This window comes from Neisseria sp. HMSC068C12 (assembly GCF_001814095.1).
Classification (GTDB): domain Bacteria; phylum Pseudomonadota; class Gammaproteobacteria; order Burkholderiales; family Neisseriaceae; genus Neisseria; species Neisseria perflava.
On record NZ_KV814801.1, the window covers coordinates 110,221 to 135,201 of the forward strand.

22 protein-coding genes, 1 tRNA gene and 1 riboswitch are annotated in these 24,981 nt (G+C 51.2%); of the genes, 21 read left to right on the forward strand and 2 right to left on the reverse strand.

What is annotated here, in order from left to right:
• The first annotated feature begins 3 nt into the window (after window positions 1-3).
• The 7 genes from HMPREF2952_RS02525 (at window position 4) to HMPREF2952_RS02555 (ending at window position 7,076) form a co-directional block, all read left to right on the forward strand.
• Window positions 4-675: an NADH-quinone oxidoreductase subunit J gene (locus tag HMPREF2952_RS02525; protein WP_004519136.1), complete on the forward strand. Its 672-nt coding sequence runs from the start codon at window positions 4-6 to the stop codon at window positions 673-675.
• Window positions 672-977, forward strand: coding sequence for an NADH-quinone oxidoreductase subunit NuoK (gene nuoK, locus HMPREF2952_RS02530; protein WP_004519135.1), 306 nt, complete (start codon window positions 672-674; stop codon window positions 975-977). Before HMPREF2952_RS02525 ends, nuoK begins: the two co-directional genes overlap by 4 nt.
• A 2-nt stretch (window positions 978-979) precedes the next feature.
• Complete coding sequence (gene nuoL / locus HMPREF2952_RS02535; protein WP_070504145.1) at window positions 980-3,004, forward strand: NADH-quinone oxidoreductase subunit L; 2,025 nt, start codon at window positions 980-982, stop codon at window positions 3,002-3,004.
• A 76-nt stretch (window positions 3,005-3,080) separates the two neighbouring features.
• The gene (locus tag HMPREF2952_RS02540; protein WP_004519132.1) at window positions 3,081-3,386 is read left to right on the forward strand and encodes a chorismate mutase; all 306 of its coding nucleotides are present in this window, start codon (window positions 3,081-3,083) and stop codon (window positions 3,384-3,386) included.
• A 221-nt stretch (window positions 3,387-3,607) separates the two neighbouring features.
• A complete protein-coding gene (locus HMPREF2952_RS02545; protein WP_004519131.1) occupies window positions 3,608-5,104 on the forward strand; it encodes an NADH-quinone oxidoreductase subunit M in 1,497 nt (498 codons plus the stop codon).
• A gap of 9 nt (window positions 5,105-5,113) precedes the next feature.
• A complete protein-coding gene (gene nuoN / locus HMPREF2952_RS02550; protein ID WP_070695243.1) occupies window positions 5,114-6,556 on the forward strand; it encodes an NADH-quinone oxidoreductase subunit NuoN in 1,443 nt (480 codons plus the stop codon).
• Window positions 6,557-6,776: 220 nt separating this feature from the next.
• Window positions 6,777-7,076, forward strand: a complete 300-nt coding sequence (locus HMPREF2952_RS02555; protein WP_039861891.1) for a DUF2818 family protein — start codon at window positions 6,777-6,779, stop codon at window positions 7,074-7,076.
• Window positions 7,077-7,226: 150 nt separating this feature from the next.
• Here the strand turns inward: HMPREF2952_RS02555 and HMPREF2952_RS02560 are convergent, their stop codons facing one another.
• On the reverse strand, window positions 7,227-7,832 hold the full coding sequence (locus tag HMPREF2952_RS02560; protein WP_224783379.1) for a hypothetical protein: 606 nt from the start codon (window positions 7,830-7,832) through the stop codon (window positions 7,227-7,229).
• Window positions 7,833-8,364: 532 nt separating this feature from the next.
• Here HMPREF2952_RS02560 and frr point away from each other — a divergent pair.
• The 13 genes from frr to murJ all read left to right on the forward strand — a co-directional run bounded on the left by frr (window position 8,365) and on the right by murJ (window position 22,506).
• The gene (frr, locus tag HMPREF2952_RS02565; RefSeq protein ID WP_004519127.1) at window positions 8,365-8,922 is read left to right on the forward strand and encodes a ribosome recycling factor; all 558 of its coding nucleotides are present in this window, start codon (window positions 8,365-8,367) and stop codon (window positions 8,920-8,922) included.
• Between the two features lie 57 nt (window positions 8,923-8,979).
• Window positions 8,980-9,726: an isoprenyl transferase gene (locus HMPREF2952_RS02570; RefSeq protein ID WP_004519126.1), complete on the forward strand. Its 747-nt coding sequence runs from the start codon at window positions 8,980-8,982 to the stop codon at window positions 9,724-9,726.
• 5 nt (window positions 9,727-9,731) lie between these two features.
• On the forward strand, window positions 9,732-10,526 hold the full coding sequence (locus HMPREF2952_RS02575; protein WP_049335758.1) for a phosphatidate cytidylyltransferase: 795 nt from the start codon (window positions 9,732-9,734) through the stop codon (window positions 10,524-10,526).
• A 33-nt stretch (window positions 10,527-10,559) separates the two neighbouring features.
• Window positions 10,560-11,309 carry an SIMPL domain-containing protein gene (locus tag HMPREF2952_RS02580; RefSeq protein WP_003747899.1) on the forward strand — a complete coding sequence of 250 codons (750 nt, stop codon included), beginning with the start codon at window positions 10,560-10,562 and terminating at the stop codon, window positions 11,307-11,309.
• A gap of 118 nt (window positions 11,310-11,427) precedes the next feature.
• Window positions 11,428-12,609: a 1-deoxy-D-xylulose-5-phosphate reductoisomerase gene (gene ispC, locus HMPREF2952_RS02585; RefSeq protein WP_070695244.1), complete on the forward strand. Its 1,182-nt coding sequence runs from the start codon at window positions 11,428-11,430 to the stop codon at window positions 12,607-12,609.
• A 131-nt stretch (window positions 12,610-12,740) separates the two neighbouring features.
• The gene (gene rseP / locus HMPREF2952_RS02590; protein ID WP_004519122.1) at window positions 12,741-14,081 is read left to right on the forward strand and encodes an RIP metalloprotease RseP; all 1,341 of its coding nucleotides are present in this window, start codon (window positions 12,741-12,743) and stop codon (window positions 14,079-14,081) included.
• A gap of 3 nt (window positions 14,082-14,084) precedes the next feature.
• Window positions 14,085-16,487 carry an outer membrane protein assembly factor BamA gene (bamA, locus tag HMPREF2952_RS02595; protein ID WP_070587898.1) on the forward strand — a complete coding sequence of 801 codons (2,403 nt, stop codon included), beginning with the start codon at window positions 14,085-14,087 and terminating at the stop codon, window positions 16,485-16,487.
• Window positions 16,488-16,598: 111 nt separating this feature from the next.
• Window positions 16,599-17,108 (forward strand): OmpH/Skp family outer membrane protein, encoded by a 510-nt coding sequence (locus HMPREF2952_RS02600; RefSeq protein ID WP_049344946.1) that lies wholly within the window; start codon window positions 16,599-16,601, stop codon window positions 17,106-17,108.
• Between the two features lie 100 nt (window positions 17,109-17,208).
• Window positions 17,209-18,249, forward strand: a complete 1,041-nt coding sequence (lpxD, locus tag HMPREF2952_RS02605; protein WP_049335762.1) for a UDP-3-O-(3-hydroxymyristoyl)glucosamine N-acyltransferase — start codon at window positions 17,209-17,211, stop codon at window positions 18,247-18,249.
• A gap of 73 nt (window positions 18,250-18,322) precedes the next feature.
• Window positions 18,323-18,772, forward strand: coding sequence for a 3-hydroxyacyl-ACP dehydratase FabZ (fabZ, locus tag HMPREF2952_RS02610; RefSeq protein ID WP_003681704.1), 450 nt, complete (start codon window positions 18,323-18,325; stop codon window positions 18,770-18,772).
• A gap of 74 nt (window positions 18,773-18,846) precedes the next feature.
• Window positions 18,847-19,623 carry an acyl-ACP--UDP-N-acetylglucosamine O-acyltransferase gene (gene lpxA, locus HMPREF2952_RS02615; RefSeq protein ID WP_004519117.1) on the forward strand — a complete coding sequence of 259 codons (777 nt, stop codon included), beginning with the start codon at window positions 18,847-18,849 and terminating at the stop codon, window positions 19,621-19,623.
• A 159-nt stretch (window positions 19,624-19,782) separates the two neighbouring features.
• A complete protein-coding gene (lpxB, locus tag HMPREF2952_RS02620; protein ID WP_004519115.1) occupies window positions 19,783-20,958 on the forward strand; it encodes a lipid-A-disaccharide synthase in 1,176 nt (391 codons plus the stop codon).
• A gap of 9 nt (window positions 20,959-20,967) precedes the next feature.
• Window positions 20,968-22,506 carry a murein biosynthesis integral membrane protein MurJ gene (gene murJ / locus HMPREF2952_RS02625; RefSeq protein WP_004519114.1) on the forward strand — a complete coding sequence of 513 codons (1,539 nt, stop codon included), beginning with the start codon at window positions 20,968-20,970 and terminating at the stop codon, window positions 22,504-22,506.
• A gap of 91 nt (window positions 22,507-22,597) precedes the next feature.
• On the opposite strand, the gene thiC is transcribed toward murJ, so the two are convergent.
• Window positions 22,598-24,487 (reverse strand): phosphomethylpyrimidine synthase ThiC, encoded by a 1,890-nt coding sequence (thiC, locus tag HMPREF2952_RS02630; RefSeq protein WP_070695245.1) that lies wholly within the window; start codon window positions 24,485-24,487, stop codon window positions 22,598-22,600.
• Window positions 24,488-24,580: 93 nt separating this feature from the next.
• Window positions 24,581-24,680: riboswitch (TPP riboswitch) on the reverse strand.
• Window positions 24,681-24,789: 109 nt separating this feature from the next.
• On the opposite strand from thiC, the gene HMPREF2952_RS02635 reads away from it, so the two are divergent.
• A tRNA-Met gene (locus tag HMPREF2952_RS02635) sits at window positions 24,790-24,866 on the forward strand.
• The last annotated feature ends 115 nt before the right edge of the window (window positions 24,867-24,981 follow it).

The following is a 24,981-nucleotide window of genomic DNA, read 5'->3' on the forward strand; positions in this document are numbered from 1 at the left end:
CGAATGACTTTTTCCGCGATTCTGTTCTATATTCTTGCCGCCATCGTTTTGTACGGTGCGGTTCGTACCGTTACCGCTAAAAACCCTGTTCACGCCGCTTTGCATCTGGTGCTGACCTTCTGCGTGAGCGCGATGATTTGGATGCTGATGCAGGCTGAGTTTTTGGGCGTTACGCTGGTGGTGGTTTACGTCGGCGCCGTGATGGTGTTGTTCCTGTTCGTCGTGATGATGTTGAACATCGACATTGAAGAAATGCGCGCCGGTTTCTGGCGTCATGCGCCTGTTGCCGGTGTGGTCGGCACATTGTTGGCGGTTGCGCTGATTCTGATTCTGGTCAACCCGAAAACCGACCTTGACGCATTTGGTCTAATGAAAGACATTCCGGCCGATTACAACAATATCCGTGATTTGGGCAGCCGTATTTATACTGACTACCTGTTGCCGTTTGAATTGGCGGCGGTATTGCTGCTGTTGGGTATGGTGGCCGCGATTGCGCTGGTTCACCGTAAAACCACCAATCCGAAACGTATGGATCCTGCCGACCAAGTTAAAGTACGCGCCGACCAAGGCCGTATGCGTCTGGTGAAAATGGAAGCGGTCAAACCGCAAGTCGAATCTGCCGAAGAAAGCGAAGTTTCAGACGGCCTTAAGCCGGAAGGGGAGGGCAAAGCATGATTACCTTGACGCATTATCTGGTATTGGGTGCGCTCCTGTTCGGTATCAGCGCAATGGGTATCTTCATGAACCGCAAAAACGTGCTGGTATTGCTGATGTCCATCGAGCTGATGCTTTTGGCGGTGAACTTCAACTTTATCGCCTTCTCGCAATATTTGGGCGATACTGCCGGACAGATTTTCGTATTCTTCGTACTGACCGTTGCCGCTGCCGAATCTGCCATCGGTTTGGCGATTATGGTATTGGTGTACCGCAACCGACAAACAATCAACGTTGCCGATTTGGATGAGTTGAAAGGGTAATCATGAACGATATGACTTTATATTTGATAATTGCCCTTGTTCCGTTGGCAGGCTCGCTGATTGCGGGTTTGTTCGGCAACAAAATCGGACGTGCCGGCGCGCATACGGTTACGATACTCGGCGTGGCGGTGTCTGCCGTGCTGTCGGCTTATGTGCTGTGGGGATTCCTCAATGGTAGCCGTGCCAAGTTTGACGAGAACGTCTATACCTGGCTGACAATGGGCGGTTTGGATTTCTCCGTCGGCTTCTTGGTCGATACGATGACGGCGATGATGATGGTCGTAGTAACCGGCGTGTCGTTGATGGTGCATATCTACACCATCGGTTATATGCACGACGAAAAAGTCGGCTACCAACGCTTCTTCAGCTATATTTCTTTGTTTACTTTCAGCATGTTGATGCTGATTATGAGCAACAACTTCATCCAGCTCTTCTTCGGCTGGGAGTCTGTGGGCTTGGTGTCGTATCTCTTGATCGGTTTCTATTTCAAACGTCCAAGCGCAACATTTGCCAACCTGAAAGCCTTTTTGATCAACCGTGTCGGCGACTTCGGCTTTTTGCTCGGTATCGGCTTGGTGCTTGCCTATTTCGGCGGCAGCCTGCGCTATCAAGATGTATTCGCTTATCTGCCTAATGTTCAGACGGCCACTATCCAACTGTTCCCCGGTGTGGAATGGTCTTTGATTACCGTAACCTGTTTACTGTTGTTTGTCGGTGCGATGGGTAAATCGGCACAATTCCCGCTGCACGTCTGGCTGCCTGATTCGATGGAAGGCCCGACTCCGATTTCTGCATTGATTCACGCCGCAACCATGGTTACCGCCGGTCTGTTCATGGTATCGCGTATGTCGCCTATTTATGAGATGAGCAGCACTGCGCTGTCTGTCATCATGGTAATCGGTGCGATTACTGCTCTGTTTATGGGTTTCTTGGGCGTGATTCAAAACGACATCAAACGTGTGGTTGCGTATTCCACCCTGTCGCAACTGGGCTACATGACCGTGGCTCTGGGCGCGTCTGCCTATTCCGTAGCGATGTTCCATGTGATGACTCACGCTTTCTTTAAAGCCTTATTGTTCTTGGCCGCAGGTAGCGCGATTATCGGTATGCACCATGACCAAGACATGCGCCACATGGGTAACCTGAAAAAATACATGCCGATTACTTGGCTGACCATGCTGATCGGTAACTTGTCGCTGATTGGTACGCCGTTCTTCTCCGGCTTCTATTCCAAAGATTCGATTATCGAAGCGGCGAAATACAGCACCCTGCCGGGCAGCGGCTTTGCCTATTTTGCCGTCCTCGCCAGCGTGTTTGTTACTGCGTTCTACGCATTCCGCCAATACTTTATGGTGTTCCACGGCGAAGAGAAATGGCGCAGACTGCCTGAACATCATGACGATCATCATGGAGAAGAACATCACGGCTTAGGCAAAAACGACAATCCGCACGAAAGCCCGCTGGTTGTTACCCTGCCTTTGATTTTGCTTGCCATTCCGTCCGTCATCATCGGCTACGTTGCCATCGAGCCTATGCTTTACGGCGATTTCTTCAAAGACGTGATTTTTGTTAATGCCGACGCGCATCCGACCATGCATATCATGAAGGAAGAGTTCCACGGCGCATTGGCAATGGTGTCGCACAGCCTGCATTCGCCTGTACTCTACCTCGCTATCGCAGGTGTCTTGAGCGCATGGCTCCTGTACGTCAAACTGCCGCACCTGCCTGCGAAAATTGCACAGGTGTTCCGTCCGATTTACGTTTTGTTTGAAAACAAATACTACCTCGACGCCCTGTATTTCAATGTTTTCGCCAAAGGCACGCGCGCATTGGGTACTTTCTTCTGGAAAGTCGGCGATACCGCCATTATCGACAACGGTATCGTCAACGGCTCTGCCAAACTGGTCGGCGCGATTGCCGCGCAGGTACGCAAAGTCCAAACCGGCTTCATCTATACCTATGCCGCTGCTATGGTATTCGGCGTATTGGTACTGCTCGGCATGACCTTCTGGGGATTGTTCCGATAAAAGCGGGATTTCAGACGGCCTGTCTATAGTTTGTGTGTATAGGGGCCGTCTAAAAAAGAAAATTTGAGCAACAATAATGATTGAAGACAAATTACCGCAAACCCTGGACGAAGTCCGCGAAGCCATTGATGGTTTGGACAAGGGATTAATCGAATTACTCGCCCGCCGGCAGAAATTGGTACGGCAGGCTGGTCGTCTGAAACCTAAAAACGATGTGCGGGCGGTTTCCGCGCCTGAACGGGTGGCTCAAGTGATTACCTCGTGCCGCGCTTATGCCGAAAAGGCCGGTTTGTCGCCCGAAGTAGCAGAAGCAGTTTGGCGCAGCATGATTGATGCGTTCATTAAACTTGAGATGGACACCAACCGTACCGATGGAGCGTAGTCAAAATCTTCGGATAATGGTTTTGGCAAGAAAAATATGGAAGAGGCCGTCTGAAAAGAAGGTTTTAGGCGGTTATGGAATAAAAGAATGACGGTAGATATACGTTTTCTTGATTTTGCCATATACAAAATACACAATCTTTTTCAGACGGCCTCCTGAAATGGTGTCTGAAAACCAACCCATACAACTATATTTTTTATTTTAACCACAGGTTAACCACTATGTTTTCCAACTACCTACTCAGCTTGGCAATATGGATACCCATCGCCGCAGGTGTGCTGGTTTTGGCGACCGGTAAAGACAGCCGTGCGCCGCTGGCGCGTGTGCTTGCCTTCATGGGTGCGCTTGCCGGTTTCTTGGTAACGCTGCCCCTGTTTACCGGTTTCGACCGTTTGAGCGGCGGCTATCAGTTTACCGAGTTCCACGAGTGGATTCCGCTTCTGAAAATCAACTACGCATTGGGCGTGGATGGTATTTCAGTGCTCTTTATCATCTTGAATGCGTTTATTACGCTGTTGGTGGTATTGGCCGGTTGGGAAGTCATTCAGAAACGTCCGGCGCAGTATATGGCGGCATTCCTGATGATGTCGGGTTTGATTAACGGCGCGTTTGCCGCGCAGGATGCGATTCTGTTTTATGTGTTCTTCGAGGGTATGCTGATTCCGCTGTACCTGATTATCGGTGTATGGGGCGGTCCGCGCCGCGTCTATGCGTCGGTCAAGCTGTTCCTCTATACGCTGATGGGTTCGCTTTTGATGCTGGTTGCCATGGTTTACCTGCACTATCAAACAGGCAGCTTCTCTATTGTCGATTTCCAAAACATCAAACAGATTCCGTTGGGCGTACAACAGCTTTTGTTTGTGGCGTTCTTCCTGTCATTTGCTGTAAAAGTGCCGATGTTCCCTGTGCACACTTGGTTGCCGGATGCCCACGTTGAAGCGCCGACCGGCGGTTCGATGGTGTTGGCGGCAATTACGCTGAAACTGGGTGCGTATGGTTTCTTGCGCTTTATCCTGCCGATTATGCCGGATGCGGCACGCTATTTTGCCCCTGTAATCATCGTATTGAGCCTGATTGCCGTGATTTACATCGGTATGGTGGCTTTGGTGCAAACCGATATGAAAAAACTGGTGGCATACTCTTCCATCAGCCATATGGGTTTTGTCACTTTGGGCATGTTCCTGTTTGTGAACGGCCAATTGAATGACTGGGCATTGAAAGGCGCAATCATTCAAATGATTTCCCACGGTTTTGTGTCCGCCGCGATGTTTATGTGTATCGGCGTGATGTACGACCGCCTGCATACCCGCAATATTGCCGATTATGGCGGCGTGGTCAATGTGATGCCTAAGTTTGCGGCGTTTATGATGTTGTTCGGTATGGCCAATGCCGGTCTGCCTGCGACTTCCGGCTTCGTGGGCGAGTTTATGGTGATTATGGGCGCGGTTAAAGTGAATTTCTGGGTAGGTGCGTTGGCTGCCATGACCCTGATTTACGGTGCGTCTTATACCCTGTGGATGTACAAACGCGTTATTTTTGGTGCAATCCACAATCCGCACGTTGCCGAAATGAAAGACATCAATTGCCGTGAATTTGCGATTTTGGCGATTTTGGCGGTTGCTGTTTTGGGCATGGGTCTGTATCCGCAAGCGTTTATCGAAGTGGTGCATCAAGCGGCAAACGATTTGATTGCCCATGTGGCACAAAGCAAGATTTGAGGTGTGTAAATGAACTGGTCTGATTTGAATTTAATGCCCGCCATGCCCGAAATCGTGCTGCTTGCGCTATTGGGTGTCGTATTGCTGGCAGACTTGTGGATTTGCGATAAAAGCCGCTATCTGACCCATCTGATGAGTTTGGGAACGGTCATCATCGTGGCCGTCACCCAATTGGCGGTATGGGAGCAGGGTAGTGTCGATGCCTTTCACGGTATGTATATTGCAGATGGCATGTCCCGTTTGGCAAAACTGGTGCTGTATGCGCTGACGTTTGGTCTGTTTATTTACAGTAAACCGTACAACCAAGACCGCCAAATCTTTAAAGGCGAGTTTTACACCCTGTCATTGTTTGCCCTGTTGGGTATGAGCGTCATGGTCAGCTCGGCACATTTCTTGACTGCGTATATCGGTTTGGAATTGTTGTCTTTGTCGCTGTACGCCATGATTGCCCTGCGCCGCGACTCCGGCCGCTCTGCCGAGGCCGCGCTGAAATACTTCGTATTGGGCGCGTTGGCCTCCGGTTTGCTGCTCTATGGTATTTCTATGGTTTACGGCGCCACCGGTTCCCTTGATTTTGCTTCCGTCTTGGCTTCTGCTTTCAATGAGCAGGCCAATGAATGGTTGTTGAAATTGGGTATGGTATTTATCGTAGTCGCCATTGCATTTAAATTGGGTGCGGTTCCATTCCATATGTGGGTACCCGATGTGTACGATGGTGCGCCGACCTCTGTTACCGCCTTTGTGGGTACGGCTCCGAAAATCGCCGCCGTTGTCTTTGCGTTCCGTATCCTTGTTACCGGTATGGGTACCATACATTCAGACTGGGCGCCGATGTTGGCCATTCTTGCCGTTGCTTCTTTGGTGGTCGGTAACCTTGCCGCCATCATGCAAACCAATATCAAACGTATGCTCGCCTACTCCACCGTATCGCACATGGGCTTTATCCTGTTGGCGTTTATGGCAGGCGCAGTCGGCTTTACCGCAGGCCTGTATTACGCCATTACCTATGCTTTGATGGCGGCAGTCAGCTTCGGCGTTTTGATGGTATTGTCCACCAAAGACATTGAATGTGAAAACATCAAAGACCTCGCAGGCCTTAACCAACGCCATGCATGGTTTGCCTTCCTGATGCTGCTGTCCATGTTCTCCATGGCGGGTATTCCGCCGCTGATGGGCTTTTACGCCAAATTCGGCGTGATTATGGCGCTCTTGAAACAAGGCCATGTTTGGTTGTCCGTATTTGCCGTCATCATGTCGCTGATTGGTGCGTTCTACTACCTGCGCGTGGTCAAAGTCATCTACTTCGATGCGCCTGACCATGACCAGCCGGTCGGCAGCAACTATGCCGCCAAATTTGTCCTGACGGTCAATGCCTTCCTGCTGCTCCTGTGGGGTATCATGCCGCAAACCGTTATCGACTGGTGCGCCAAAGCATTGGAAAATACCCTGTAAGCTTCAAACAAAACCAACGGCGGCTGTTCCAAAGCCGCCGTTTTTGTTAGGATTCGCATTCGGATGAAATATACCCAAAGTTCAGACGGCCTCAAGCCTTTGAGCAATCATCAAGCGGGCATCATCAAGATATTGAATATTCCACGGATAATAATGGGCAAGAATGCCCATTTAACATGTTAAAATCACACACAGGCCGTCTGAAAACAGAAAGACCATCATGACCGCATCCATGTACATTCTTTTGTTGTTGGCACTTATCTTTGCCAACGCACCATTTATTACCACCAAATTCTTCGGCATCGTCGCCCTGAAACGCAAACATATCGGCCATCACTTGATCGAATTGCTGGCAGGTTTCCTTCTTACCGCGATCCTCGCCTATATCCTCGAATCGCGAGCTGGTGCCGTACATGCCCAAGATTGGGAGTTTTACGCGACCGTTGTCTGCCTCTACCTGATTTTTGCTTTCCCATGCTTTGTATGGCGTTACTTTTGGAATGAGAGAAATAGAGAGTAGGATTTGAATTAGGAAAAGGCCGTCTGAAAGATTTTCAGACGGCCTTTTTATATCAAGTAAGGATTGTTTTAGGGATGAGCTTTGGAACATTGACCTGGAGTTGCCATATTCAGTTTCATAATGGCAGCTTTGGCAACATCTTCAGAAATTTCAGTTACTGCCGGTATGGGTATTGGCTGTTTCTGGTAACAAGAAACCTTTGTTTTGCAAGTCACCTAAGCAATTAACAACAATATCTTTAGTTACAGAGATAAATGCCTGATCCAGATTACTATGGGGAGTCAGCTCTTTGGGTGTGGAGGTTAAACCAATAGTAGTCACAATAGCGTGATTAAATTCGGAACGGTTTAATTCTTTTTTGCCATCTGAGTAGCTACAGTAGAATTGATAGTAATCCTGAACTGTACTGCCTGCTAATCCGAAAGTCAGACCTGTTTTTATACCGTTACCTACTGCACCACCAATATTGGCGATATTGTTGGCATGGATTTTCAGGCTGTTTTGGGCTTGCGGGTCTACTGTTACAATCTTTGTTCCGTTTAGTGCAATTTTGGCAGCTTTTGTTAGAGCCGGATTTACTTTAGGGAAAGATTTACCATTACGCTCGAACTCTCCCTCTAAACGTATAGGATAAGGTTGATTTGGTACTTTCAAATCACTTTGTTTATATTTTTGATATTCGGTTGAAGTATAGGGATGTGGTACAACACAGGCAGAAAGCGCTAATGCTGAGCATAGGATGAGTAATTTGTTCATAGATATTCTCCAGTTAATTTGCATTTATCTGTTTGTTTTCAGGTGAATTAAATAACGTATTCGAATAAAACCAATTATAACGTAATACAGTTTTTATACAAATTTTGCAAACTAAATGTGAAAATTTGCATGGGAAGGCAGGTTGTTATATTGGATCTACCTTGCGAACTTCATTACTTTAGAGAGAAGGTTTCCGATAGTGATGGTAGATGTCGAGGGCAAGTTAACTTTAATTACCAAGAGTACAACTGTGAGCTTTTGAGTTATTAAGATTAGATTTCGATTGAAAATGATAGGGAGATTTCAGTTTGGGTCAGTTGGTAAATAAATTAAGCCAAAAGGCCGAGTTGATGTAGTTGCTTGAAACAATAAAGGTCGTCTGAAAGATTTTCAGACGGCCTTTATTTTGTTTGATGTTAAATATCGGTTAGAAAACAAGGCTGTTGGGGCGTAAAGCCTTGTCGTGGGGGCGGTTTAACGGTACTATTCTCGGTTAATTCTGTTTTATTCCTATGAAATTGAAAGTATTAAGATGATTAATGATATTCAAAAGACAGCTGAAGGCAAAATGCAGCGTTCTCTGGAAGTATTGAAAGACAATTTGGCTAAAGTACGTACCGGCCGTGCGCATACCGGCCTGCTCGACCAAGTGGAAGTGGAATACTGGGGCAGCATGGTACCTGTGAGCCAAGTGGCGAACGTGACGCTTTTGGATGCGCGTACGATCGGTGTGAAACCTTTCGAGAGCAATATGGCTTCAAAAGTTGAGAAAGCGATCCGTGATTCCAACTTGGGCCTGAACCCTGCTTCTGTCGGTGATTTGATCCGTGTTCCAATGCCTATGTTGACTGAGGAACGCCGTAAGGATCTGATCAAAGTGGTACGCAGCGAGGCAGAAGAGGGTCGTGTGTCTATCCGCAATGTGCGCCGTGATGCAAACGACCACATCAAAAAACTGTTGAAAGACAAAGAGATTTCTGAAGATGAAGCACGCCGTGGCGAGGAAGCGGTTCAGAAGTTGACCGACAAATACATTGCTGAGGCAGACAAGCTCTTGGCTGCCAAAGAAGAAGATTTGATGGCGATTTAATCCTGTGTGCAAACCGTTCAGACGGCCTTTGGACGGTTTGCTCCCTGAAAGGCAGACATGAAAAGCAGTACGCAGACGATTTTGGAACACTCTGCCATCCCCCGACATATTGCTGTGATTATGGACGGCAACGGACGTTGGGCAAAGAAGCGTTTTCTTCCCCGTGTGATGGGGCATAAGCGCGGCTTGGATGCGCTGGAGAACATGGTGAAGCATTGTGCTGAATTGGGTGTGCGGTATTTGACCGTGTTTGCTTTTTCGACTGAAAACTGGCGACGCCCCGAGGAAGAGGTTTCTTTTCTGATGGGGCTGTTTTTGCAGGCTTTGCAAAAGCAGGTGCGCCGTTTGCACGATAACAATATGCGCTTGAGAGTCATCGGCAGCCGTGAGCGGTTTAATGCTGAAATCCTGAAGGGGATTGAGGCGGCAGAAGCGTTGACGGCAAACAATACCGGTTTGACTTTGAGCATTGCCGCCGATTATGGCGGCCGCTGGGATATTTTGCATGCGGCAAATCAGTTGATTGCCGAGGGTGCAACTGAGATTACGGAAGAGGCGTTGTCGCGTTATTTGATGTTGGGCGATGCACCCGAGCCGGATTTGTTTATCCGAACCGGTGGCGAGACGCGCATCAGTAATTTCCTGCTGTGGCAGATGGCGTATGCGGAATTGTATTTTACGGATACGCTGTGGCCTGATTTTAATGAGAAATCGTTGAACGAGGCGATTGTTTCGTTCCAAAAACGGGAGCGCCGCTTCGGGCGGACTTCCGAACAGCTGCCGGTTGAGCAGCAACGGGGTTGAGAACTATGTTGAAACAACGAATTTTAACGGCGCTGTGGCTTTTGCCGCTGATGCTGGGTATGCTGTTTTATGCACCTATGTGGCTGTGGGCTGCGTTTTGCGGCCTGATTGCCATGCTGACTTTGTGGGAATATGCCCGCATGAGTGGCTTGGACAAGCTGAAAATCAACCATTATTTGGCTTCAACGCTGGTGTTCGGCGTGATTGCCTATGCCGGCGGTTGGCAGTTGCCTGATTTGGTTTGGTATGTCGTATTGGCGTTTTGGCTGATTGTCATGCCTTGGTGGCTGAAAGCAAAATGGAAGTTAAACGGCGGCTGGCAGGCTTACACAGTCGGTTGGTTGTTGGTGATGCCGTTTTGGTTCGCACTGGTTTACCTGCGCCCTCAGCCTGAAGACGCGCTGTCTTTATTGGCGATTATGGGTTTGGTGTGGGTGGCCGATATTGGTGCATATTTCTGCGGCAAATCGTTTGGCAAGCGCAAAATTGCGCCGACCATCAGTCCGGGTAAAAGCTGGGAGGGTGCGATCGGCGGCGCATTATGCGTTGCCGTGTACATGACCATCGTATGGAAAGCCGGTTGGCTGGCTTTTGAAGCCGGTTGGTTCAAAACGATTTTGATCGGCTTGATTCTGACCGTTGTCAGCGTGTGCGGCGATTTGCTGGAAAGCTGGCTCAAACGTGCGACCGGTATCAAAGACAGCAGTAATCTGCTGCCGGGACACGGCGGCGTGTTCGACCGTGTGGACAGCCTGATTGCCGTTATCAGCATTTATGCCACCTTTGTATATTTGTTTTAAACCGCCTGTCTCATATGGTTGGGGGAGCTGATTATGTCCGAACAAAAACAGATTTCATCTTTATCGATCTTGGGCGTATTGTTGGCACTCGGATTGATGGCTGCAGCGTTTATTTTGGGCGTGCAGTTTAAGAATCTGCGTCAGCCGGGGACGATTACCGTAAAAGGTTTGGCGGAGAAAAACTTCCAATCCGACAGCGCAACGTGGAATACGGGCGTGAACGCGCACGGCGAGAGCTATCAGGAAGTTTTGGATTTACTGACGGCAAGACGCAAGAAGCTGTCTAAGTTTTTGGGTGAGCAAGGCTTTACGGCGGCTGAAATGAAAGTGGGTCTGCCTGAAGTGTCGCGCGTCTTCAATGAAACCCGCGACGAATTAGGCAACGTAACCCGCACGCCCAACGGCTACGATGGCGACCTCAATATTGTGGTCAACACCAAAAAATTGGACAAAATCCAAGCCGCCCAGCGTGCCATTTTGAATTTCCGTGCGCAAAACGAATTTATCCGCTTCGACAATCCGCAATATTTGTTGGGCAATTTGGAAACCATCAAACGCGATTTGATTACGCAGGCGACTGAGGATGCGCAGAAACGCGCGGCCGAATTTGCCAAAACCGGCGGCGGCAAAGTGGGTGCCATGCGTTCTGCTTCGCAAGGCTCGTTCAACATCTATGCCGACACCGGCAGCAGCGAGGACGACGAGTACGGCGGCTCTTACGATAAAAGCACCGTCGGCAAACAAGTCCGACTGGTTGTTACCATCGAATACGGCATTGAGTAATTCGTTCAGACGGCCTTTTCAGCTGGGAGGCAAAAGGCCGTCTGAAAATTGGAAACGGCAAAGAAATTTATTTCAAACACAATGAATACCGTTTGCACAGCACACTAAAGAACACACCATGACACAACAAGTTCTGACCATATTAGGCAGTACCGGTAGCATAGGCGAAAGCACTTTAGACGTTGTCTCCCGCCATCCCGAAAAATTCCGCGTGTTCGCACTGGCAGGGCATAGGCAGGTGGACAAGCTGGCGGCGCAATGCAAACAGTTCCGCCCGGAATATGCCGTTGTCGGCGATGCCGGCCATGCGGCCGAGCTGGAAAAGAAACTCAAACAAGAAGGCATCAGTACGCAGGTTTTATATGGTTCTCAAGCCTTGATTGATGTCGCCTCTGCCGATGAAGTCAGCGGCGTGATGTGTGCCATTGTCGGCGCGGCCGGTTTGCCGTCGGCTTTGGCCGCCGCTCAAAAAGGCAAAACCATTTATCTGGCAAACAAAGAAACACTGGTGGTTTCCGGCGCATTGTTTATGGAAACCGCCCGTCAAAACGGCGCCACCGTCTTGCCGATTGACAGCGAACACAACGCCATCTTCCAAGTATTGCCAAGGGATTACACAGGCCGTCTGAATGAGCACGGTATCAATTCGATTATCCTGACCGCATCGGGCGGGCCGTTCCTTAATACCGATTTAAGTACATTTGACAGCATTACGCCCGAGCAGGCGGTTAAGCATCCGAATTGGAGCATGGGGCGCAAAATTTCCGTCGATTCCGCGTCAATGATGAATAAGGGCTTGGAGTTGATTGAGGCGCATTGGCTGTTTAACTGTCCGCCGGAAAAACTGGAAGTCGTCATCCATCCGCAATCCGTGATACACAGCATGGTGCGTTATCGCGATGGTTCGGTATTGGCGCAGTTGGGTAATCCCGATATGCGTACGCCGATTGCTTATTGTTTGGGTCTGCCTGAACGTATCGACTCCGGCGTGGGCGAGCTGGATTTCGGTGCATTGTCCGCGTTGACCTTTCAAAAGCCTGACTTTGACCGTTTCCCATGTCTGAAACTTGCCTATCAGGCCATGAATGCAGGCGGCGCCGCACCTTGCGTGCTAAACGCCGCAAACGAAGTTGCTGTGGCCGCTTTTTTAGATAAACGCATCAAGTTTACCGATATTGCCAAAGTTGTTGCCCACTGCCTTGCCCAAGATTTTTCAGACGGCCGTCACGATATTGAAGACCTGCTGGCGCAAGACGCGCAAACACGCAGACAGGCAGAAGCCTTTATCGGCAAACAATAAAGTTTCAATGACAGGCCGTCTGAAACGTCAACCGCTTGGCATTTAGGCAGACAAAATGGAACAACTGCCTTTATAATCGGTTTTCAGACGGCCTTATCCGTTGATCATCACATTCCATACAGGGGATTTTTTTGCAAACCTTTTTAGCCTTTATCGTCGCCATTCTGATTTTGGTCAGCCTGCATGAGTTCGGACACTATATTGTTGCCCGCTGGTGCGGCGTTAAAGTCGTGCGCTTTTCCGTCGGCTTCGGTAAGCCCTTTTTCACCCGAAAACGCGGCGATACCGAGTGGTGTCTTGCCCCGATTCCGCTGGGCGGTTACGTTAAAATGGTCGATACGCGCGAAGGCGAGGTGGCAGAAGCAGATTTGCCCTACGCCTTTGACAAGCAGCATCCGGCCAGGCGCATCGCCATTGTCGCTGCCGGTCCTTTGACTAATTTGATTTTGGCCGTTTTGCTTTACGGTTTGAGCTTTTCCTTCGGCGTGACCGAGTTGCGCCCCTATGTCGGCATGGTCGAACCTGCCAGTATTGCCGCCAAAGCAGGTTTTCAGGCGGGTGATAAGATTGTATCGGTCAACGGAATCGCCGTTAAAGACTGGAGCGATGCACAAACCGAGATGGTGTTGAACCTTGAAGCCGGTCCTGTAAAAGTTGCTGTTCAGACGGCCTCAAATACCCAAGCCATCCGCATAATTGATGCCGCCGGCACGCCTGAAGCAGGTAAAGTTGCGAAAAACCAAGGCAACATCGGCCTTTTGCCTTTTAGAATTACTAACCGCATCGGTAAAGTCTTGGCCAAAAGTCCCGCCGAAAAAGCAGGTTTGAAGGAAAACGACAAACTGCTGACTGCTGATGGGAAGCCCATCGAAAGCTGGCAAGCATGGACGGAACTCTTCCGCGCCAGCCCCGGCAAACGAATCGAGCTGACTTACGAGCGTGACGGTAAAATACTGGCGACCGCTATCCGGCCGGACAGCGTCGAGCAGTCAGCAGGCGTGCTGGTGGGTAGAGCCGGGCTTGCTGCCCAGGCGGATAAAGAGTGGGATAAGACCATCCGCTACCGTTATACACCTTCCGTTGCCCAAGCCTTTGAATTGGGTTGGAACAAAACCGTCAACTATTCGTGGACGACCCTCAAATTTTTCGGAAAACTGGTTACGGGCAATGCCTCTTTGAACCATATTTCCGGCCCCCTGACCATTGCCGATGTCGCCGGACAATCCGCCAAACTCGGATTGCAGAGCTACCTCGAATTTCTGGCCTTGGTCAGCATCAGCTTAGGCGTGTTGAACCTTTTGCCCATCCCCGTTTTAGACGGCGGACATTTGGTTTTTTATACCGCCGAATGGATACGCGGAAAGCCTTTGAGCGAGCGCATACAGGCAGTCGGCCTGCGCTTCGGACTGGCAGCCATGCTTTTGATGATGGCTGTGGCTTTCTTTAATGACATCAACCGTTTGTTTGGATAATTTATGAAACTGAACCAGATTGCTTCCGCTTTAATGGTATTGAGCCTGTCTCCACTGGCATTGGCTGACTTTACCATTCAGGACATCCGCGTCGAAGGCCTGCAGCGCACCGAGCCGAGTACCGTCTTCAACTACCTGCCCGTTAAAGTCGGTGATAATTTCAATGATGCGCGCAGTGAAGAAATCATCAAAAAACTCTACGCAACCGGTTTCTTTGACGACGTACGCGTCGAAACCATGGACAATCAAGTCCTGCTGACCGTGATTGAGCGTCCAACCATCAGCTCGCTCAATATTACCGGCGCGAAAATGCTGCAAAACGATGCCATCAAGAAAAACCTTGAAGCCTTCGGTTTGGCGCAATCCCAATACTTCAACCAAGCAACGCTGAACCAAGCCGTTGCCGGTTTGAAAGAAGAGTATTTGAGCCGTGGCAAACAGTCTGTCCAAATCACTCCGACTGTAACCAAACTCGCCCGTAACCGCGTATCTATCGATATTGCCATCGAAGAGGGCAAATCTACCAAGATTACCGATATTTCCTTTGAAGGCAACGAAGTTTATTCCGACCGCCGCCTGCTGAAACAAATGTCCCTGAGCGAAGGTGGTATGTGGACTTGGATCACTAAGAGCAATCAGTTCAATGAGCAAAAATTTGCTCAGGACATGGAAAAAATCACCAATTACTACCAAAACAACGGCTACTTCAACTTCCGTATTTTGGATACCGATATCCAAACCAACGAAGACAAAACCAAGCAGACCATTAAAGTAACCGTCAGCGAAGGCGACCGCTTCCGCTGGGGCAATGTACGCATCGAAGGCGATACGCTGGAAGTGCCGAAAGAAGATTTGGAAAAACTGCTGACCATGAAGCCGGGCAAATGGTACGAGCGCGCGCAAATGTCCAATTCGCTCGAAGCCATCCAAAACCGCATGGGTCAGGCAGGTTACGCATTCAGCGAAATCAATGTCCAACCGATTCCAAATGCCGAAACACATACCGTTGATTTCGTGCTGACCGTTCAACCGGGCCGCAAAATCTATGTGAACGAAATCAACATTACCGGCAACAACAAAACCCGTGACGAAGTCATCCGCCGCGAGTTGCGCCAAATGGAATCGGCGCCTTACGACTCTGCCAAACTGCAACGTTCTAAAGAGCGCGTTGAGTTGTTGGGCTACTTCGACAACGTTCAATTTGATGCGGTTCCTGTGGCCAATACGCCTGACCAAGTTGACCTGAACATGAGCCTGACCGAACGTTCTACCGGATCGCTCGACTTGAGCGCGGGTTGGGTTCAGGATACCGGTTTGGTGATGTCTGCCGGCGTGGCTCAAGACAACCTGTTCGGTACGGGTAAATCCGTTGCCCTGCGCGCTTCCCGCAGTAAAACCACAGTAAACGGCTCGTTGTCGTTTACCGACCCATACTTCACACCTGACGGCGTAAGCTTGGGCTACGACCTTTACGGCAAGTCTTACGACCCGCGTAAAGCTTCTTCCAGCGCGAAACAATATAAAACTACAACTTTCGGCGGCGGTTTGCGTATCGGTATTCCGGTTACCGAATATGACCGTGTAAACTTCGGTTTGGCCGCAGAGCGTCTGACCGTGAATACCTACAAAGGCGCGCCTAAACGCTATGCTGACTTTATCAACCAATACGGTAAAGGCGACGGTAGCGGCGTGGGTAACTTCAAAGGCTGGTTGTACAAAGGTACCATCGGCTGGGGCCGCAACAAAACCGACAATGCCTTGTGGCCGACCCGCGGTTACCTGACCGGCGTAAACGGCGAAATCGCCTTGCCGGGCAGCGACCTGCAATACTACACCCTGACCCACAACCAAACTTGGTTCTTCCCGTTGAGCAAAGATTTCACGCTGATGCTGGGTGGCGAAGTCGGTTATGGCAACGGCTACGGCAAAACCAAAACCATGCCGTTCTTTGAAAACTTCTACGGCGGCGGCTTAGGCTCTGTCCGCGGCTTTGAAAGCGGTACGCTGGGCCCGAAAGTCTATGACGAATACGGCGAGAAGATCAGCTACGGCGGTAACAAAAAAGCCAACGTTTCCGCAGAGTTGCTCTTCCCGATGCCGGGCATTAAAGATTCGCGTACCGTCCGTCTGAGCCTGTTTGCCGATGCGGGCAGCGTGTGGGATGACAAAACTTACAACGACAGCAGCAGCAATTCTTATTACACCAACGGCGCGCTCCAAAACGTGTATGGCGTAGGCACAACGCACAAATCGACATTCAAAAACGAATTGCGTTACTCTGCCGGTGCTGCCGTGACTTGGCTCTCTCCGCTGGGTCCGATGAAGTTCAGTTATGCTTATCCGATTAAGAAAAAAGAAGGCGACGAAATCCAACGCTTCCAATTCCAACTCGGTACAACATTCTGATGATGTTTAGGCCGTCTGAAACCGGGTTTGTCCGTTTCAGACGGCCTCATGGCAGATTGGCGGCAAGCTTATTGCAAACCGCCCGTTTGTTTTCAAGCAAGGATTTTTATCATGAGTAAAATAGCCGACACCCTCCGTGTCCTCGCCGTAGCCCTGCCGGGTTTCGTGCTTTTGCCGCAAGCGGCGGCGGATGGCGTGCAGAAAATCGGTTTTATCAATACCGAGCGCGTTTATCAGGAATCCAAGCAGGCGCAAAGCATTCAGATGACTTTGGAAAAAGAGTTCAAAAGCCGTCAAACCGCCTTGCAAAAGTTGCAGCAGGAAGGCGAGGCTTTGGAGCGAAAACTGAGCGGCGACAAGCTCAGCGACAGCCAAAGGGAAGCGGAAACCCAAAAGTGGCGCAATCTGGTACAGAAATTCCGCAAGCAGCAGGCCGAGTTGGCAGAAGACTACAATCTGCGCCGCAATGAAGAATTCGCCGCGCTCCAGCAAAATGCCAACCGCGTCATCGTCGATTTGGCCAAACACGAAGGTTACGACTTCATCTTGCAGGACGTGATTTACGTCAACGGCCGTTACGACATTACCGACAGCGTTATCAAAGCCCTAAATGCTCACTGACTCTGCTCGGCAGCGAATGTGATATATAGACAAACCTAAGGCCGTCTGAAACCCAAACCGGCATCTTTCAGACGGCCTGACATCTTGACGGCAGATTATCATGACTTCACAAGCATACACCCTGTCCCAAATCGTTTCCCAACTTGGCGGCGAATGGAAAGGCGAAGACATCGCCATTACCGCCGTCCGTCCGTTGGATCAGGCGCAGGCGGAACACATCAGCTTTTTGGCCAATCCGAAATACAAAGCCGAAGTGCACGACAGCCAAGCAGGCGCAGTGATTGTGTCGCCGAAAGCCGCAGACGAATTTGCGGGCCGCAACCTGATTGTGGCTGCCGACCCTTATCTTTATTTTGCCAAAGTGGCACGATTGTTCTCGCCGATTGTCAAAGCACAGGGTGGCGTACATCCGACTGCCGTTGTCGAGGCCAGTGCCAAAGTGCCGGCAAGCTGCGAAATCGGCGCGAATGCCTATATCGGCGCGAATACCGTATTGGGCGAAGGCTGCCGTATTTTGGCCAATGCCGTTGTTCAACACGATTGCACGTTGGGCGATGAAGTCGTGTTGCATCCCAACTCTGTCATCTATTACGGCTGTACTTTGGGCAACCGTGTCGAAATCCACAGCGGCGCCGTCATCGGCGCGGACGGTTTCGGCTTAGCCTTCGCCGGCGATTCATGGTTTAAAATTCCGCAAACCGGCGCAGTCACGCTGGGCGATGATGTGGAAATCGGTTCGAACACCAATATCGACCGTGGCGCAATGAGCGACACGACCGTCGGCAACGGCACCAAAATCGACAACCAAGTCCAAATCGGCCACAACTGCAAAATCGGTTCGCACACCGTTATCGCCGCCAAGACCGGCATTTCCGGCAGCGTCACCATCGGCAATTATTGCATTATCGGCGGCGGCGTCGGCACGGTCGGACACATCGAAATCGCCGATAAAACCACCATCGGCGGCGGTACATCCGTTACCCACAGCATTACCGAAAGCGGCCAGCATTTGGCCGGTATTTTCCCGATGTCGGGCTACAAAGACTGGGCGCGAAATGCCGTTTATATCCACCGTTTGAGCGAAATGAACAAACGCCTCAAAACGCTGGAAAAACAGCTTGCCGACAGCGACGAAGCCTAAAGGCGGCGCAAACAGTCCGCACTCCGCATCCGAATACGTTTAAACCCAATACAAACAAGGAAAGACGAACATCATGGACGTACAACTCCCGATCGAAGCCAAAGACATTCAAAAACTTATCCCACACCGTTATCCGTTTTTGCAACTCGACCGCATTACTGCGTTTGAACCGATGAAAACCCTGACTGCGATTAAAAACGTCACCATGAACGAGCCGCAGTTTCAAGGCCACTTTCCCGACCTGCCCGTGATGCCCGGCGTGTTGATTATCGAAGCCATGGCGCAAGCGTGCGGCACACTCGCCATCCTCAGCGAAGGTGGCCGCAAAGAAAACGAATTCTTCTTCTTCGCCGGTATCGACGACGCCCGTTTCAAACGCCAAGTCATCCCCGGCGACCAACTGGTTTTTGAAGTCGAGCTGCTGACCAACAAACGCGGTATCGGCAAATTTAACGCCGTTGCCAAAGTCGACGGCCAAGTTGCCGTTGAAGCCGTGATTATGTGCGCCAAACGCGTGGTGTAAGAATGGGACAGGCCGTCTGAAAGTTCAGACGGCATCTTGCAGGCAATACCTGTATCAGACAGCAAGGAGACAGCATGACCCTTATCCATCCGATCGCCGTCATCGACCCTAAAGCCGAACTTGACTCCAGCGTCAAAGTCGGCCCATACAGCATCATCGGCCCCAATGTGCAAATCGGCGCGAATACCGAAATCGGCCCGCACGTCGTCATCAACGGTCATACGACCATCGGTGAAAACAACCGCATTTTCCAATTTGCCAGCCTCGGCGAAATTCCGCAGGACAAAAAATACCGCGACGAGCCGACCAAGCTGATTATCGGCAACGGCAACACCATCCGCGAATTTACGACGTTCAACCTCGGTACGGTTACCGGCATCGGCGAAACCCGTATCGGCGACGACAACTGGATTATGGCCTACTGCCACCTCGCCCATGACTGCGTGGTCGGCAACCATACCATCTTCGCCAACAACGCCTCACTTGCAGGTCACGTTACCATCGGCGACTACGTCGTCTTGGGCGGCTACACGCTGGTGTTCCAATTCTGCCAAATCGGTGACTACGCCATGACCGCGTTTGCCGCCGGCGTACACAAAGACGTACCGCCGTACTTTATGGCTGCAGGCTACCGCGCCGAACCGGCCGGCCTCAACAGCGAAGGTATGCGCCGCAACGGTTTCACTGCCGAACAGATTGCCTCCGTCAAAGATGCGTATAAAACCATTTACCATCGCGGCATTCCGTTTGAAGAAGCTAAGACAGAGATTCTGAAACGCGCCGAAACCCAAAGCGAATTGGCGGTATTTAAAGACTTTTTTGCACAATCCACACGCGGCATTATCCGTTGATTGATGGATTGAAGGCCGTCTGAAACTTTTTCAGACGGCCTTTGGATTGCAAAAATCCGCGTAGTAGGGCAGGTTTCTGCCCGTTTGCTGTCGATGCCGTCTGAAAACGGTTGGGCAAATGACCGCCCCAAAATCTTTTAGCTTCCGAACCTCAACAATATGAACTCCAATCCTTCCCCCCTTATCGCCATCAGCGTCGGCGAAGCTTCCGGCGACTTGCTCGGCGCACATTTAATCCGTGCCATTAAGGCGCGTTGCCCGAATGCGCGGTTTACCGGCATCGGCGGCGAGCGCATGAAGGCGGAGGGTTTTGAGAGTTTGTACGATCAGGAAAAGCTGGCGGTGCGCGGTTTTGTTGAGGTCATCAAACGCCTGCCGCAGATTTTGAAAATCCGCAAAGGGCTGGTGAACGATTTGCTCCGCCTCAAGCCGGATGTGTTTATCGGCATCGATGCGCCGGACTTTAATCTCGGCGTGGCCGAAAAACTCAAGCAGGCAGGCATTCATACCATTCATTATGTCAGCCCGTCGGTTTGGGCGTGGCGGCGCGAACGGGTCAATAAAATCGTACATCAGGTCAACCGCGTGTTGTGCCTATTTCCGATGGAACCGCAGCTATATATCGATGCCGGCGGCAAGGCTGAGTTTGTCGGCCATCCGATGGCGCAAACCATGCCGGTGGAAGCGGATAGGGCGGCGGCACGGCAGAAGCTGGGCGTACCTGCGGACGTGCCCGTGTTTGCCATCTTGCCCGGCAGCCGCGTGAGCGAAATCGATTACATGGCGGCGGTGTTTTTTCAGACGGCCTTATTGCTGCTGAAACGTTATCCGAAGGCACAGTTTTTGCTGCCTGTGGCGACGGCCGCAACGCGCAAACGCATTAGTGAAATTTTGGCGCAGCCTGAGTTCGCAGCCCTTCCCATCACGCTGACCGACAAGCAGTCGGATACGGTTTGCGCCGCTGCCGACGTGGTATTGGTCACCAGTGGTACGGCGACTTTGGAAGTGGCCTTGTGCAAGCGGCCTATGGTTATCAGCTACAAAATTTCGCCGCTAACTTATGCGTATGTGAAAAACAAAATCAAAGTGCCGCATGTCGGTTTGCCCAATATTCTGTTGGGTAAAGCCGCCGTTCCCGAGCTGCTGCAACACGATGCCGTCCCTGAAAAACTGGCACAGGCCGTGGCAGACTGGTATGACCGCCCTGAAGCCGTGGCCGCGTTGGAACAGGATTTTCACGCCTTGCATCTGCTGTTGAAAAAAGATACGGCGGCATTGGCTGCGGCGGCAGTATTGGAAGAAGCCGGATTTTCAGACGGCCTGAAAGACAAGTAAGGAAAATACATGAATTTATTGGGAGCATTGGCCAAGGTTGGCAGCCTGACGATGGTGTCGCGCATTTTAGGCTTTGTGCGCGATACGATTATCGCCCGTGCGTTTGGTGCAGGCATGGCGACGGATGCGTTTTTTGTCGCGTTTAAACTGCCCAACCTGCTGCGGCGAGTGTTTGCAGAGGGCGCATTTGCCCAAGCCTTCGTACCGATTTTGGCGGAATACAAAGAAACCCGCTCGCCCGAAGCCACGCAGGCGTTTGTGCGTCATGTGGCCGGCATGCTGTCGTTTGTGCTGGTCATCGTTACTGCGCTGGGCATACTTGCCGCGCCGTGGGTGATTTATGTTTCTGCGCCCGGTTTTGCCAAAGAAGCCGATAAGTTTCAGCTCTCCATCGACTTGCTGCGGGTGACGTTTCCTTATATTTTTTTGATTTCTTTGTCGTCTTTTGTCGGCTCAATACTCAATTCCTATCATAAATTCGGCATTCCCGCCTTTACGCCGACTTTTTTGAACATCTCCTTTATCGTCTTTTCCCTGTTCTTCGTGCCGTATTTTGATCCGCCTGTTATGGCTTTGGCGTGGGCGGTATTTGTCGGCGGCGTGTTGCAGCTGGTGTTCCAACTGCCTTGGTTGGCGAAACTGGGTTTCTTGAAAATGCCCAAACTCAGCTTTAAAGACGCAGCGGTCAACCGCGTAATGAAACAGATGGCGCCGGCTATTTTGGGCGTGAGCGTGGCGCAGATTTCCTTGGTTATCAACACCATTTTTGCCTCGTTTTTACAGTCCGGCAGCGTGTCATGGATGTATTACGCCGACCGACTGATGGAATTGCCAACCGGTGTTTTGGGCGTGGCACTCGGTACAATCTTATTGCCTACCTTGTCCAAACACGCTGCCAGTCAGGATACCGAGCAATTTTCCGGTCTGCTCGACTGGGGTTTGCGCCTGTGCATGCTGCTGACCCTACCTGCCGCCGTCGGCCTTGCCGTGTTGTCTTTCCCGTTGGTTACGACCTTGTTCATGTACCGTGAATTTACGCTGCACGACGCGCAAATGACCCAACACGCGCTCATTGCTTATTCCTTTGGCTTGATCGGGCTGATTATGATTAAAGTATTGGCACCCGGCTTCTACGCGCGCCAAAACATCAAAACCCCCGTTAAGGTCGCTATTTTCACGCTGATTTGCACACAGTTGATGAACCTCGCTTTCATTTCGCCGCTCAAACACGTCGGTCTGTCCCTTGCTATCGGTTTGGGCGCGTGTCTGAATGCAGGTTTGCTGTTTTTCCTTTTGCGCAAACACGGCATCTATCGCCCCGGTAAATGTTGGGCAGCGTTTTTGGTTAAAATGGTCATCTCTTTGGTCGTCATGGGCGGCGGTTTGTGGCTGGCGCAATATTATCTGCCGTTTGAATGGGTACACGTCGGCGGCTTTAAAAAAGCAGGCCAACTCTGCGTCCTGATTGCCTTGGGCGGCGGCCTCTACTTCGTTTCCCTCGTCGCGCTCGGCTTCCGTCCGCACCATTTCCGCAGGGTGGAAAAATAAGCGGCCGTAGTGCGTATTGCTTTGGCTTAAAGGCTATTCACTAAAAAGGCCGTCTGAAACATTTTCAGACGGCCTTTTCTTGCTTTACGTTTTAACTGTAAAGCTTCGCTCCTTTTTTGACGAACTCAATCGCTTTTTCTTCCATGCCCTGCCGTTGGGCTTTTTGCTTGTCGGCGTAGTCGCGCACTTCCTGCGTGATTTTCATCGAGCAGAATTTGGGACCGCACATTGAGCAGAAGTGGGCGATTTTCGCGCCTTCGGCAGGCAGGGTTTCGTCGTGGAAGCTCTCGGCGCGTTCGGGGTCGAGGCTGAGGCGGAATTGGTCGCGCCAGCGGAACTCGAAACGCGCTTTGCTTAAGGCGTTGTCGCGCAACTGTGCGCCCGGCCAGCCTTTGGCGAGGTCGGCGGCATGGGCGGCGAGCTTGTAGGTGATGATGCCGGTGCGCACGTCTTCTTTGTCGGGCAGGCCGAGATGCTCTTTCGGGGTAACGTAGCAGAGCATGGCTGTGCCGTACCAGCCGATATTGGTCGCGCCTATGCCCGAGGTGATGTGGTCGTAGCCGGGGGCGATGTCGGTAACGAGCGGGCCGAGTGTGTAGAAAGGCGCTTCAAAGCAGTGTTGCAACTCTTCGGTCATGTTTTCTTTCACGCGTTGCAACGGTACATGGCCCGGGCCTTCGATCATGACTTGTACGTCGTGTTTCCACGCTTTGGCAGTCAATTCGCCCAAAGTGTGCAGCTCGGCGAATTGGGATTCGTCGTTGGCATCGGCAATGCAGCCGGGGCGCAGGCCGTCGCCGAGGCTGAACGATACGTCGTAGGCTTTCATGATTTCGCAGATTTCGTCGAAATGCGTGTAGAGGAAGTTTTCCTGATGGTGGGCAAGACACCATTTCGCCATGATGGAGCCGCCGCGCGATACGATGCCTGTGAGGCGGTCGGCCGTCATCGGCACATAGCGCAGCAATACGCCTGCGTGCAGGGTGAAATAGTCCACGCCTTGTTCCGCCTGCTCGATTAAGGTGTCGCGCACCAAATCCCAAGTCAAATCTTCGGCGATGCCGCCGGTTTTTTCCAAAGCTTGGTAAATCGGCACTGTGCCGATGGGGACGGGCGCGTTGCGGATAATCCATTCGCGCGTTTCGTGGATGTGCGCGCCGGTGGATAAGTCCATAATCGTGTCCGCGCCCCAACGCAGCGACCACACCATTTTTTCGACTTCTTCGGTCAGGCTGGAGGTTACGGCGGAATTGCCCAAGTTGCCGTTGATTTTGACGCGGAAGTTGCGGCCGATAATCATCGGTTCGAGTTCGGGGTGGTTGATGTTGGCAGGGATAATCGCGCGTCCGGCGGCGATTTCTTGGCGCACAAATTCGGGCGTGATTTGGTCGGGGTGGGTTGGGATGTTCGCGCCGAAACTTTGCCCTGCGTGTTGTTTCAAGAGTTTGGCGTATTCGGGCCGTCTGAAAAGCTCGTCCAACTTCATGCGTTCGCGTATGGCGGCAAACTCCATTTCCGGCGTGATGATGCCTTGGCGGGCGTAGTGAAGCTGGGTTACGTTTCGGCCTGCTTTGGCGCGGCGCGGACGGGTGATTTGGTTGAAACGCAGATGGGCGGTTTTCGGGTCGTGCGCGCGTTCGGTGCCGTATTCGCTGGAGAGCTTGGGCAGGATTTCGGTATCGCCGCGTTCGTCCAGCCATGCGGTGCGGACGTGCGGCAGACCCTGTTTCAAGTCGATGTGTGCCGCCGGATCGCCGTATGCGCCGCTGGTGTCGTACACCGGAATCGGCGGATTGGCTTCCGTACCTTGCGCAGTGTAGGTGTCGTCCTGACGGATTTCGCGCAAAGGCACGCGGATGTCGGCGCGGCTGCCCGGGATATAGACGCGGTCGGAGTTGGGATATTGGAAGCGGATGCCGATGTCTTCGCTCAAGTTGGAAAGACGGCGCGCCTCATCGCCGGTTTTTTTAGTAGTAGTCATAAAAATTGCTCCTGTTTCTCGGTTATGAAATGGAAACAGGAGCATTGCTTTTTTTCAGACGGCCTTGCGGATATCTTCAATCGACCGTCTAAAATCACATTTGCCGAAACTCCCCACGCAGGTATTATCCTGTTCGGGTGTAAAGGGTATTTCTCAGCCGCTCGGTTTGAAAGCAGCACCCCTGTTTCTTTATTAACGAAAATTAAACCACGCGGCCGGTTTTTTGTAAAGCAACGTTTGGATATTTTCTGTCAAAAACGCTTGACAGCAATTCCGCCTTTCTGTATAGTTACAACTTCTGACGCGGGATGGAGCAGCATGGTAGCTCGTCGGGCTCATAACCCGAAGGTCGTAGGTTCGAATCCTGCTCCCGCAACCAAATATAAAAATCCCCTGCAATCGCAGGGGATTTTGCTTTATGCGGCATTTATTGCTGATGAATTGATGGAAAGGCCGTCTGAACCATTGGGTTTCAGACGGCCTTTTGCTGTCTT